Below are 12,954 nucleotides of genomic sequence, written 5' to 3' on the forward strand. Positions count from 1 at the left end.
GTCTTCCATATTTTTTAATTCCGTTTAATCAATCGGTTTATATCTTGTCGTTCTAGAGCATAAACCATTCCAGAAAACGCTAACAGTAACCCAACACCCACCAGAAGGTTATATCTAAACCCATAAAAGGATATGGCCGAAAACAAAACAGACACCACCAGGTAAGCTCCTATTTTCTTTAGGTTATACGGAATGGGATAATATTTTCTTCCTAACCAATACGAGATTACCATCATACTGGTATAAGCTGCTAACGTAGCGATGGCAGAACCACGATAGCTCATTATTGGAATCAACCAAAAATTAAGCCCTAAAGTAATGATTGCTCCAAAGATAGAAATATATGCCCCAAACTTGGTACGATCCGTAATTTTATACCAAACCGACAGGTTATGGTATATGCCCAGACAAAAATTGGCCAACAAAATAACTGGCACAACCCACATTGCTTCCCAATACGAGGAACGTGTTACAATAAAAGGCTTCAATACATCGGCGAATACCACAATCCCTAAAAACAACAACGCCCCCAAAGCGACAAAAAACTCCAGGATTTTAGCATAGTTTTTTTGCGGGTTTTCACTTTGTGCCTGACTGAAGAAAAAGGGTTCTATTCCCAGTTTATAAGCCGTCACAAAAAGGGTCATAAATACCGCTATTTTGTAACATGCAGAATACATCCCTATTTCTGTCATCGCTATATTTTTAGGCAATAGTTTCTCTAAAAGAATGCGGTCGAAGGTCTCGTTAATAGAAAATGCCACTCCAGCCAAAAGCACAGGAAACGCATAACGCATCATCTGTTTCCATAAATTGGCATTAAACTGATATTTGGCTTTTATATAAAAAGGCAATAAAAGCAATAATGTAACAGCACTTGCCGCCACATTTGCAATGAAAATATAACTAATCTCAAAATTATCTTTGCAGATACTGTAGAACAAACCACTACCAAAAGAGAGGTCTTTTAACCATAATAGAAAAAAAAGGTTGAGACTTATATTAACAACAACATTTACAATCTTTATTACAGCATACTGCACAGGTCTTCCTATAGCCCTTAACCAAGCAAAGGGAATGATTGCCATAGCATCCAGTAACAATATCCAAATCACCAGTTTTATATAATCAACCCTAATATCTGTAAGATTGGCTATGGTATTTTGGAATAAATAACCCAGAATAAAAAATCCAAGTGAACTAATCACTAACGACATCACCGATGTACCAACTACCTTTTCCTTATCTGCTTCTTTATTGTAAAACCTAAAAAAAGCCGTCTCCATCCCATAAGCAAGGATAACATTAAATAAGACAAAATAGGAAAAGATAAACGACACCTCTCCATAATCGGCACGTGAGGGAAGTACCCACACATAAAGGGGCACCAATAAAAAGCTAAGCATTCTTGGCAAAACCGTTGCCAAGCCGTAGATAAAGGTTTGCTTAAAAAGAGTTTTAAGTGCGCTCAATAGGAATTGAAATATGGGGCTAAAAATATTGAATTACACTAAGGTATAAAAGCATTTAACTCATTATTCCCCAAAAAGGGCATTGCAAATATTAATCTTTCGAAGGCATCTCTATAACATTATCATATTTATGAAAAAATGCTTTTTTGCCTATACTGTAACGAATAAAACAAGTATTTGGATTAATACTATCTGATACCGCCAAAATACCGTCTGGAAATTGGTTACCATATTCTGCCGTAGGATCATTACTCATAATGAAATCATTCTTTTCCTTAGCCACAAAAACAGCTCGATATTCCATTGGAGCATAGCCTCGATTTAAAGGAGAGGTTTCCCCTCTAAAATAAAGCGAATCTAATGAAACATCCTGCCGCAACGAATCTAAAGTTAATACAACAACATCTCTAAGATCTTTAGTGGAGGTTTCCATCGTTACAGATTTTATCTTAAAAGGCGATTGTTCTTGAACGACTTTTGTTGATGAACAAGCCGCCATAATCAACACAATTAAAGTAATAATAAATAATCTGTACATCGTTAATTTTAAAGTTATATCAAGTTAAATTTCCTTCAATAAGGACAAACACTATTCCACCTTAAAAACCAACATCAAGTTCTTTTTGGAAGGCTCAGGAACCTCAGAAATAAAAGCATACTTACCAGGTTTCAAATCCACATCAAAATACCCCTTGTTACCAGCCTGCATTTCCTGCACACCCCCCATAAAGGTTGACCCTGCCGGCCCCGGACTCATCATACCTTTAGGCTGAGTCCAATCCATCCAATGCTCTAAATCTTCAAGATTAGCCCCTTCTTCCAAAGCCACTAAATGCACATCATGACCTACAAAATTGGCATGTGGTTCTTGATCTCCATATAGGACTTCGATTGTCTGAGCACCCTTTGTCATAGGAATGTTCAAGCTCATTCCCTCTGCCTTCGAAACCGTAACTACTCGAGTCGCGCTAGGTTCTTGCTTTTCACTAGCTGTTTCCGAGACCACTAAAGACTTTAACATGCCCATATCTGAATGAAACTGGCCATTACTCATTTTAACATAGCACTCCATTAAATAATATCCAGGCTCAAGCTTAAGCGTTGTAACACTTGTTACTTTAGGCGAAATCAAGCCAGATCCTCCACAAATTACCACTTGACCAAACCATTCTGGCAAAGCTCCAAAAGACTCAAATCCCTCATTAGTCTTACCGGCACTCAACAAATCCATACCATTTTGAAAAACAGGGATCACTTCATTTTTGTAATCGTCAATACGTTTTCCTTCCGGCAATTTTTCAAGAATAAAAAAATGAGGTTCAAACGAAAGGTTTTCGTATGTAAATGTCACCCAACCCGAAGGAATGCTGTCTGGAGCTTTAAACTCCATATGCTCTGTTTCCACATGCACGTCAGATGACAATGTAACCTTTGGTTCTTCCACAACAGGTTCTTCAACCGGGAGCTCTTGCTTTTTTTCAGACTTACAGCCTACTACAGCAAGCATTACCATGAAACCAATTATTTTTGCACTATTTTTCAAAATATTCATAACAAACTGTTTTACTGTTTCTTAACCACTATCAAGTTACGCATTGTCCTACATTTTTCAAATTTTAGAATGAAAAATCATTCCATTGAAAAGCCTTTGAAACGTTATAACAAGGAGAGGTTGCGACATGGTTATGTTTCCTAGTGCAAGCGGGAACTGAATACATAATGCTCCTAACCCCTCTGGAAACAGACTGCTACGTTGCGCTCCAAAAACCCAATTGGCAATGACACATAATTTTCTGTTCAGAAACAAAAAAAAGAAAAGTTTCGTCAACCTGAATTTGTTTCAGGTTCCCTTAGCACTTTTACACATAGCTATAAATTCTGAAAAAAATCACCATGTTTTAATTAATCGAAAATCAGAGCTAGAACACTCAAATAATAATCCATATAGCGTTAAGAGATATCTCGGCATTCTATATAATTCCTTTACATTTGCCCTAAAACTCGCAATAGCATGTTAAAAGTCGATCAACTGAGTTTTGGCTACAACAACTCCCGTCAACTACACAACATTTCATTCACGCTAAAAGAAGGCGAGAACTTAGCTGTTATTGGCGAAAGCGGATCGGGAAAATCTACCTTATTAAAACTTCTTTACGGCACCTACGATCTGCACCATGGAGAAGTGTTCTGGAAAGACACCCAAGTATTGGGTCCTGCATTCAACCTCGTTATAGGCTATGACTTTATGAAATATGTATCACAAGAGTTCGACTTAATGCCTTTTACAACGGTAGCCGAAAACATAGGGCAATTCCTCTCTAACTTTTACCCAGAAGAGAAAAAGGAACGCATAGAAGAGCTGCTCAAAGTTGTTGAACTTTCTGAATTTTCCTCGACCAAAGTAAAATTCTTGAGCGGTGGACAAAAACAACGGGTAGCTTTAGCACGAGCCATGGCAAAGCGTCCAGAAATTTTACTTTTGGATGAACCCTTTAGCAATATTGATAACTTTAAAAAACAATCGTTAAGACGAAGTTTATTTCATTACCTGAAAGAAAACAATATCGCTTGTATTGTTGCTACTCACGATAAAGATGACGTTCTTGGTTTTGCAGACTCAATGATGGTTTTGAGCAAGGGAGAGTGTTTGGCTAAAGATCATCCGGAGCAACTATACCGTCGCCCCCAAAACGAATTGACTGCTGCTTTTTTTGGAGAGCACAATAGATTTACCACTAAAGAACTAGATCTGAAAGATAGTCCTAACCATGACATTTTCATTTACGCTAATCAATTAGAGGTTAAGGAAAATACACCGTTACAGGCTACAGTAATTGATAGTTATTTTAAAGGAAGTCATTACACGATAGAAGCGAGCTTCAACAACAAAACCATTTGGATTAATCACAAAGAGAATTTGGAGAAAGGTAAAACGTTTTGCTTCAGAATTAAAGCAGGAGTACTATAACAACGAAAGCACTTCCATAGACTCTCCCCGAAAAGCGACACTATCTCCAACACTTTTGGAAAGCAACAACTGTCCTATTGGACTATTGGGAGAAATGGCATAAAATGTTTTACCACCAACATACAACTCCCCAGAGCTAACTGCCACGAAATAATTGGCCTTATTGGTAACTACCACACTTCCCAAACAAATGGCTTGAGTTGTTTTGGAAGTATCTATTTTACTCAAGACCTCTTGAAGCTTCTGTATTTCTGACAATTGCACCCCAGCTTTTTCGCGCTCTAACTGCACCATGGCCCGACCCGTTTCGTGTTTATCGCCCGCGCTGCTTTTTGTTTCACTTTGCAATGATTCTTCCAAGCCCGAAATAGTACGCAGAACACTATTCAAACGCTCTTGGACCTTGTTCTTGCACTGATCGTACAACTCTTGTTTTACAGATATATCCATTTAAACTAATTCTGCCAATTCCCTACCTATTTCACTACCAATAGCAATACCCATACCTCCCAATCGAACACCACAAAACACGTGATTGGAAAGTTGCTTTACTACAGCTTTCTTTTGAGCCCCCATCCCCATAATACCACTCCAACGATAATCAACTTCAAAATCATATTCGGGAAGAATACAGCTTTTAAGTATTTCTTCTAATCGATTTTGAATCAAATCAGTTGTTCCTAATTCTGAAGTCTCTTCTCCCTTGAAGTCCAAATTTCTACCGCCCCCAAATAAAATCCTCTTGTCTATATTTCTGAAATAATAATACCCTCTATCCATGTGGAACGTTCCCTTTATTTTGAGGTTCTCAATCGGTTTTGTGATGAGCACTTGCGACCTTGCCGGAACAACAGCTTCATCAATTAATTGAGACGCAAAACCATTTGTAGTGATTAAAAGTCGGGATGTTTTAAAATCAGCAACATTAGTGTTTACAAACACAACTTCATTCGCTTCCAAAAATCCTTTCACTTCAACGCTGTTCAATATTTTCACACCTTTACTTTGCACCAATTTCAATAATTCCGACATCATTTTACCGGTATTCAACTGTCCTTCAAAAGGGGTATACAAACACTTGCCCTGAACTTGACCAAACCCGAAAGGAACATCCTTATCATAATACACTTGCGAATTAAAAACGGATTTCAACAATTCATTTACGTCATCAAGCTTTCTTAAGCATCGATCTAAAAGTTCAGTATCCTTTAAACCAAACAATTCATATCCACCATGCTGTTGATAACCTATAGCATCATCACCTAATGTTTCCCTTAAAAGCTGGAGACCTCGAGCTCGCTTTTCAACCAAAGCTACCACCTCTGCTTCACTATGTTTATTTAAATCTTCCAAAAGCTCACTGACACTACCAAAGCAAGCAAAGCCAGCATTCTTGGTGCTCGCTCCAGAAGGAAGCACACCTCGTTCTAAAACCAACACCTTCGCTTTCGGGCGCTTTAATTTTAAGTGCAACGCAGCACTAAGACCTACAATACCACTCCCAACTATAGTGAAATCTACGTTGCTAAACCATGAATCGAATTCCCAATATGAAAGTTCCATAGGTATAAAAATACAGTTTTATAGTATTGGTTCATCACTTAGAATAATGGACAAAAAAAATTCCGCGATTGCGGAATTTTTAAATGTATCTGTAATCGGTTGTTATTTCGATTTTTGTCTCGCCAACTCGTTACGCTCAATTTTGTGCTCCGGGCGTGACCATTTTGGTTTTTCTCCCAAAGCTTGGAATTGTGAATCCTCGGCTTCTACCGTTTCAGGCTGCATCTTTTTAATAAAAGGCTTTTGAGGGTTTAAGCCCAACATCTTGAACATTTCCATATCCTCATTTACGTCTGGATTTGGAGTTGTAAGTAACTTATCACCAGCAAAAATAGAGTTCGCTCCTGCAAAGAAACACATAGCTTGCCCTTCACGGCTCATTTGAGTACGCCCAGCACTTAAACGTACTTGGGTTTCTGGCATCACAATTCGGGTTGTAGCCACCATTCTGATCATTTCCCAGATTTCAACCGGTTTTTGATCTTCCATTGGTGTTCCATCAACTGCTACCAACGCATTAATTGGCACTGATTCTGGCTGTGGATTCAAAGTTGATAAAGCTACCAGCATTCCTGCACGATCTTCAATGCTTTCTCCCATCCCGATAATTCCACCACTACATACAGTTACATTGGTTTTACGAACGTTATCGATAGTTTGCAAACGATCTTCGTAACCTCTTGTAGAAATAACCTCTTTGTAATATTCTTCAGATGAATCCAAGTTATGGTTGTAAGCATACAATCCAGCTTCTGCCAAACGCTGCGCTTGGTTTTCGGTAAGCATCCCAAGTGTACAACAAACCTCCATATCCAGTTTGTTGATAGTACGTACCATTTCCAATACTTGATCAAACTCCTCACCGTCTTTTACGTTTCTCCAAGCCGCTCCCATACATACACGAGAACTTCCCGAAGCCTTAGCACGCAACGCCTGAGCTTTTACATGGTTAACAGTCATCAAGTCGTTCCCCTCAACATCGGTATGGTAACGTGCCGCTTGCGGACAGTAACCACAGTCTTCCGGGCATCCTCCAGTTTTTATTGAAAGTAAGGTTGAAACTTGTACAGTATTCGGATCGTGGTGCTCACGGTGAAGGGTTGCTGCTTCGTAAAGCAGGTCCATCATTGGCTTATTGTATATCTCTAGAATTTCTTCTTTCGTCCAGTTGTGTCTTATCTCACTCATAGAATCGTTTCTAAAATTTGGTCAAAAATAACCTATTTTATTTTCATAAACTCCTCAAAAAGGGCATAAAATTTCTCAGGCTCCTCTAAATAAGGATTGTGCGCGCTGTTCTCGAACATTTCAAATTGTGCTTGCGGCATAAATGTTTTATACTGAACAGCAAACTCTGGTGTGCTTACACCATCGTAACGCCCTGCAATAATAAGGGTTTTAGCAGTAACAGCCTTGAGCTTTCTGCGATAATCCTGATTGATCATGCTTCCGCCTACATAAAAATCGCCATCTCGTCCAATGATTTGCGTGTACACATCATCAGACCACCCTCTGTATTTATAACCCGGTTGCTTTTGTTTCAGACTAGTATTATGATAGTAAATATACTTCGTAGGGAAATCGGCATACACACTTTTAAGAGGTTCTTCACTGGAAACATAGCCCAACGCTCTTAATGAATCGACTTGTTTCCATTTTTCCGGAAAATGGGTCTTAGCGTAATGATTATAACTATCGCAGTTAGCCTGCCACATTTCACCACTATGAAACCCACTTATCAACACCATCTTATTTACACTATGGGGATATTTTATGGCATAGGCTTGAGCAGGAACCGTTCCATAGGAATGCCCTACTAAAGATATTTTTTTAAATCCTAATTGCTTTCTAAGCTTCTCAATAAGCTCAACATCACTCTCTACAGAATATTCGGAAACATCTTTGGCATTGTCACTTTTCCCTCGACCCAAAAAATCGAAAAACACTACCGTATTGGTTTTATAATATTGGCCGAAATTCCCCTGTAGGTAGTCATGGGAATTACCGGGGCCTCCTGGAAGGAAGAAAACAGGATCTCCTTTTCCTTTCATTTCCACATTAATTTTATACCCGTCTATGGTATAAAACTTAGACTCAAATTGGTCGTAAATACTGTTGTTTTTCTGAGCTGAAAGCACTGTCGTAAAGAAACACAGCAACGCTAACATTTTAATGTTGAGGGATGTCATAAAATGAATTTAGGTGATAAATATAATTATTTTGACAAAAGAACCGACACGGCATTTCCTCCAAATCCTACAGCATTAACTAAAATGGTTTTAACTCTTTCTGGAAAAACACTTTCAACATAAGGCACCGGAATAAATTCCTGATGCTGCAACATGAGTATTGCCATTTCTATATTTAACATTCCCGAAGCCCCAAAACTATGTCCAACTTTCCATTTATTTGTTGTCAACGCTGGAAGGTTCTCTCCAAAAACAGCCTCAATGGCATTCATTTCGGCTAGGTCTCCCTTAACTGTTCCAGGGGTATGTGTAACTATAACGTCTACTTCTGTTGGAGAGATCCCTCCCAATGCCATACGCATAGACCTTTGAAAACAATCGGCATTAGTGGATAATGAAGCATTGTGCTCTAATACTTCAGTAGCATAACCTATACCTTTAATAATTGCCAAAGCATTTTCCTTCTCTCCTGGTTCAAGACAAGCCATAGAAGCGGCCTCCCCCAAGATCATCCCATTTTTGTTTTTTGTAAAGTCCAATGCCTTACAAGGGTACTCCCCATTTTGCTTGGCGTAAATTTTTAACGCCTTCATTTGCGCTACGGTAAACGGCGTTAATGGCGCTTCGCTACCTCCCACCATAAACCTTTTGCTCATTCCTGAAGTTATCCATGCTACACCATTAAGCAGAGCATGTAAAGCCGTAGAACAAGTAATTGAATGGCTAATTTCAGGTCCTTTCGTTTGAAGATCGTGAGCCACCCAAGAAGAAATGTTCCCTAAAGTTGTAGTTGGCGAACTTAACACCTGAGCTTTGTTATTCTTAATAAAATCGGAATGATATTGTTCGAACAAGGCTGTTGCCCCGCGAGACGAGCCAATATTTATCCCAAAATCATCGTTTGGTTTCCACCCCGCTTGCTTCATAGCCTTTCTGCCTGTATAAATAGCAAATAGAACCGAATCATCAAGCGAACGGTATTTTAAATCAGATTGTCGTAAATCATCTATTTCATTTCGAACCGCTTCTGGCAATTCTGCGACCAGCGCTTCAATAAAGCCTACCGGCCTTTCTGAAAAACAATGGGAATCTTCCTTATATCTACCCCATGTCTCCTCAAGTGATTCTCCTAAAGGGGAAATAGACGCCAAGGCTGTAATGGAAATGGGCTGTTGCACCATAAAAAAAGCTTTTGGCAAAAATAAGGTTTCTATCAGTGAATATTAAATCTAAAGCGGCTTAATCCTAAACAATTAGATTATAAAGTATCCAACACCATTTCTATGGCACCATAGATTTTATCCAGTTCTTCGCTTGTAACCACATAAGGTGCTTGAATATAAATGGTGCTGCCCAACGGTCTTAAAAACACACCGCTATCCATAAACAATTTAAACAGTTTGTCGCGCAAATTACCATAGCGCTCCATTTCAATATTTAAATCCAAAGCATAGATTACACCTGTTTGCCTTGTACTCTTCACTTTTGGATGCGATTTAATCCTAATATCGAATTCCTTATGAGACGCTATAATTCTCTGAATATTAGCCTGCATCTCTTCCGATTGCAATAGCTCAATACCAGCAATAGCTGCCGTACATGCTAATGGATTGGCAGAATAAGTATGCCCGTGAAACAAGCCCTTACCGATATCATCACAATAAAAAGCATCATAAATTTCTTGGGAGCACGTGGTTAATGACATTGGAAGTAGTCCTCCAGTAAGTGCTTTACTCAAACACATTACGTCTGGTTGGTTCTCCATATGCAATGAAGCAAAGTACTGTCCCGTTTTACCAAAACCAGTCATCACCTCATCGGCAACGGTTACAATATTGTTTTCTTTACAGAACGATAAAATAGCATCGAGCCCTTCAGCATCATGCATTTTCATCGCTGCCGCTCCCTGAACCAAGGGCTCATAAACAAAACCTGCTACTTTATTATTGGCAACTATATCAGTTAAAATCATTAATATTTCGTCGTGGTTTGAACCATCAGGTGTAGGAATGCGTTTTACATCCAAAAAGAATTCTTCAAAAGGCCCATTGTAAACCGAAAGTCCGGAAACACTCATAGCCCCAAAAGTATCACCATGAAAACCATCTTCAAAAGCAATCAGCGTATTGCGCTTTTCTCCTTTATTGAAATGGTATTGTAGCGCCATTTTTATCCCAATCTCTACACTTGTAGAACCATTATCCCCGAAGAATATTTTACTCTGGTTATCAGGTAGGATTTCCATCAATGCTTCGGAAAGCTTAACAGCTGGCTCATGCGTAAACCCACTAAATACAACATGATCCAGTTTCTGCATTTGCTCGCTCACCTTTTGGGTGATATACGAATTGCAATGCCCGTACATACAGGTGTACCAAGAAGCAATCCCGTCTATATATTCATATCCGTTTTCATCCCATAGTTTACATCCTTGAGCTTTTGTTATTGCTATAGCTTCTGGATGTAATTTATGCTGTGTTAATGGGTGCCAAAGGTGTTTTTTATCGCGTTCCTGTAAAGTCATAATATCGTTATGCTGAACTTGTTTCAGCATCGCATTTTAGTTAGTATTGTAATGTTTTTAAACGTGGATTGATTGACTTAATTAAATTCAATTTCCATTCTCTGTGCCAGTTCTTCAATTGCTTTTCTCTTGCAATGGCTTGATTGATATCTGAAAACACTTCAAAGTATACCAAATCTTTAACGTTGTACTTTTTTGTAAACCTTGAACCAATACCATTTCTGTGATCTTCCAACCGCTTATCAAGATTAGCAGTAACCCCTATATAAAATGTAGTCCGGTATTTATTGGTCAGTATATAAATATAGCTTGTTTGCATATCTAAATAAGAAAGCTAAAGAACTAATACTACATTTTCTGGTTTTATTTCAGAATACCAAACAGCAAACACAGCCATAATGAGACCCTGAAACAAGTTCAGGGTGACGTTATTCGCTCTCTAAATTCTCTCTAAATCTATCAGCGTATTCTTTGATAACGTTAGCATCAAAATACGGTTCTTCTTCTATACGCCCTATGACAGAAACTCCTGTCATGTTTTTTATGATTGCTTCCGTTGAAGGATGCTCATCCCCACTGTAAATAATTGAGACATCAAACCCTTTTTCTTGAAGAAGCTTAACCGTTAATAAGGTATGGTTAATGCTACCCAAATAATGACGGGATACCACAATTACTTTATATTCAGGTTTAATGATATCTAAAACGGTTTCCTTATCATTCAACGGAACAAGCAATCCACCTGCTCCTTCTACCACTAAATGATTTTTTGTTTTGGGCTCTTTTATATTCTTAACATCTATGGTCACTCCATCAATATGCGCTGCAGCATGCGGACTCATAGGTGTTTCAAGCGCATAACTGTTATCGTGAATAACCGTTTTCTCGTTAGATATGTATTTCTTGATTTTATGCGAATCGGAGTTATCCAATTCCCCTGCTTGAACAGGTTTCCAGTAATCGGCCTCAAGCGCTTCAGTTACAATTGCAGCAGCAACAGTCTTCCCTACGTCGGTAGAAATACCTGTTATGAAATATTTTTTTTGCGCCATGGCAATGTGTCTTTGGATTTTAGGCTACAAAAGTAGCCAACACCTTTAAGACTTCGGCAATTTCTTCTTGGGAATTATAACTATGTAAACAAAAACGCAATCGTTCCTGACCTTGCGGAACCGTTGGAGAAAGAATAGGCTTTACATCAAAACCTTTTTTTTGAAGATTGGAAGCGATTTCTTTTACCCTTGTGTTTCCGGAAATGATGCATCCTTGAATAGCTGAATCGCTTTCTATAAACACATCGGCTAATCCCAACTCAATATACTTTTGTTTAAAAAAGCCGATGTTTTCATGCAATTTTAGAATCGGATGATTTCCTTCATCCAAAGCACTCTTTAAAAGACTATAAGCAGTTTTGATTGTTGCCAAGGCATGTGGTGGCAAAGCCGTGGTATAAATAAAGCTTCGAGAGAAATTAACTAAGTATTGCTTGAGCTTTTCCGATCCCAAAATAGCTGAGCCATGACACCCAAGCGCTTTACCAAAAGTCACCAATCGCGCAAATATCTTGTCTTCCAAACCGAGTTGCTGCACCAATCCCTCTCCATGTTCTCCAAACACACCAAGAGCATGAGCTTCGTCAACAATAAAATGGAAATCATTCTCATCACAAAATGACACAAAAGCCTTTAAGTCGGGACTATCGCCATCCATAGAATACACCGATTCGGCTACAATGTAAACCTCAGCATCAGATGCACTCTCGACTAGCCGTTCAAGTTTACTCTTTACATCATCCAGATTGTTATGTTTAAACTTATACGATTTCGCATGACTCATGGAAATACCATCACGAATGGAAGCATGGATATACTCATCATAAAAGATAATATCTCCCTTTTGAGGTACCGAAGAAAAAAATCCAATATTGGCATCATAACCCGAATTACATACCAAAGCCGCCTGACTTTGGTGAAACTGACATAATAATGCCTCCACTTCGGTATACAACTGATGATTTCCACTTAACAATCGAGAACCAGTTGCCCCATTGGCAATTGCTTCAGAATCCAACAACAGCTTATGGGATTCCTCAAAAATCTTGGAAGAACGGGCAAACCCCAAATAGTCATTCGATGCAAAATCGACAAGCCTGTTGGGCTCGCCAAGTTTACGCAATGTGTTCTGAACTTTTCGCTGCTCTAGTTTTTTATTGAGCTTGTTTGGGAATTGTACCATAAG

At 38.7% G+C, this 12,954-nt stretch carries 13 protein-coding genes; 1 reads left to right on the top strand and 12 read right to left on the bottom strand.

The window, feature by feature from the left end:
* Positions 1 to 14: 14 nt before the first annotated feature.
* From PWU04_RS05275 to PWU04_RS05285, 3 genes are all read right to left on the bottom strand, one after another.
* The gene (locus PWU04_RS05275; RefSeq protein WP_274474806.1) at positions 15 to 1,472 is read right to left on the bottom strand and encodes an oligosaccharide flippase family protein; all 1,458 of its coding nucleotides are present in this window, start codon (positions 1,470 to 1,472) and stop codon (positions 15 to 17) included.
* Positions 1,473 to 1,563: 91 nt separating this feature from the next.
* Positions 1,564 to 2,010 carry a hypothetical protein gene (locus tag PWU04_RS05280; RefSeq protein WP_274474808.1) on the bottom strand — a complete coding sequence of 149 codons (447 nt, stop codon included), beginning with the start codon at positions 2,008 to 2,010 and terminating at the stop codon, positions 1,564 to 1,566.
* A gap of 51 nt (positions 2,011 to 2,061) precedes the next feature.
* Complete coding sequence (locus PWU04_RS05285; RefSeq protein ID WP_274474810.1) at positions 2,062 to 3,024, bottom strand: hypothetical protein; 963 nt, start codon at positions 3,022 to 3,024, stop codon at positions 2,062 to 2,064.
* 459 nt (positions 3,025 to 3,483) lie between these two features.
* Here PWU04_RS05285 and PWU04_RS05290 point away from each other — a divergent pair, with 459 nt between their 5' ends.
* A complete protein-coding gene (locus tag PWU04_RS05290) occupies positions 3,484 to 4,440 on the top strand; it encodes an ABC transporter ATP-binding protein (protein ID WP_274474811.1) in 957 nt (318 codons plus the stop codon).
* Here the strand turns inward: PWU04_RS05290 and PWU04_RS05295 are convergent.
* The 9 genes from PWU04_RS05295 to PWU04_RS05335 form a co-directional block, all read right to left on the bottom strand.
* On the bottom strand, positions 4,435 to 4,890 hold the full coding sequence (locus PWU04_RS05295) for a GreA/GreB family elongation factor (protein ID WP_319946478.1): 456 nt from the start codon (positions 4,888 to 4,890) through the stop codon (positions 4,435 to 4,437). The genes PWU04_RS05290 and PWU04_RS05295 overlap by 6 nt on opposite strands.
* Positions 4,891 to 6,003, bottom strand: a complete 1,113-nt coding sequence (locus tag PWU04_RS05300; protein WP_274474812.1) for an NAD(P)/FAD-dependent oxidoreductase — start codon at positions 6,001 to 6,003, stop codon at positions 4,891 to 4,893.
* A gap of 102 nt (positions 6,004 to 6,105) precedes the next feature.
* Positions 6,106 to 7,191, bottom strand: coding sequence for a biotin synthase BioB (gene bioB / locus PWU04_RS05305; RefSeq protein ID WP_274474814.1), 1,086 nt, complete (start codon positions 7,189 to 7,191; stop codon positions 6,106 to 6,108).
* A gap of 32 nt (positions 7,192 to 7,223) precedes the next feature.
* A complete protein-coding gene (locus PWU04_RS05310) occupies positions 7,224 to 8,192 on the bottom strand; it encodes an alpha/beta fold hydrolase (RefSeq protein ID WP_274474815.1) in 969 nt (322 codons plus the stop codon).
* 26 nt (positions 8,193 to 8,218) lie between these two features.
* Positions 8,219 to 9,370 carry a beta-ketoacyl synthase N-terminal-like domain-containing protein gene (locus PWU04_RS05315; protein WP_274475018.1) on the bottom strand — a complete coding sequence of 384 codons (1,152 nt, stop codon included), beginning with the start codon at positions 9,368 to 9,370 and terminating at the stop codon, positions 8,219 to 8,221.
* Between the two features lie 80 nt (positions 9,371 to 9,450).
* Positions 9,451 to 10,716, bottom strand: a complete 1,266-nt coding sequence (bioA, locus tag PWU04_RS05320) for an adenosylmethionine--8-amino-7-oxononanoate transaminase (RefSeq protein WP_274475020.1) — start codon at positions 10,714 to 10,716, stop codon at positions 9,451 to 9,453.
* A gap of 40 nt (positions 10,717 to 10,756) precedes the next feature.
* The gene (locus tag PWU04_RS05325) at positions 10,757 to 11,035 is read right to left on the bottom strand and encodes a GIY-YIG nuclease family protein (RefSeq protein WP_274474816.1); all 279 of its coding nucleotides are present in this window, start codon (positions 11,033 to 11,035) and stop codon (positions 10,757 to 10,759) included.
* Between the two features lie 109 nt (positions 11,036 to 11,144).
* Entirely contained in the window at positions 11,145 to 11,768 is a 624-nt protein-coding gene (bioD, locus tag PWU04_RS05330; protein WP_274474817.1) for a dethiobiotin synthase, read from the bottom strand.
* Between the two features lie 19 nt (positions 11,769 to 11,787).
* Positions 11,788 to 12,951 carry an aminotransferase class I/II-fold pyridoxal phosphate-dependent enzyme gene (locus PWU04_RS05335; protein ID WP_274474818.1) on the bottom strand — a complete coding sequence of 388 codons (1,164 nt, stop codon included), beginning with the start codon at positions 12,949 to 12,951 and terminating at the stop codon, positions 11,788 to 11,790.
* Positions 12,952 to 12,954: the final 3 nt, after the last annotated feature.

Source organism: Mangrovimonas aestuarii, assembly GCF_028767185.1.
GTDB classification, from domain to species: domain Bacteria; phylum Bacteroidota; class Bacteroidia; order Flavobacteriales; family Flavobacteriaceae; genus Mangrovimonas_B; species Mangrovimonas_B aestuarii.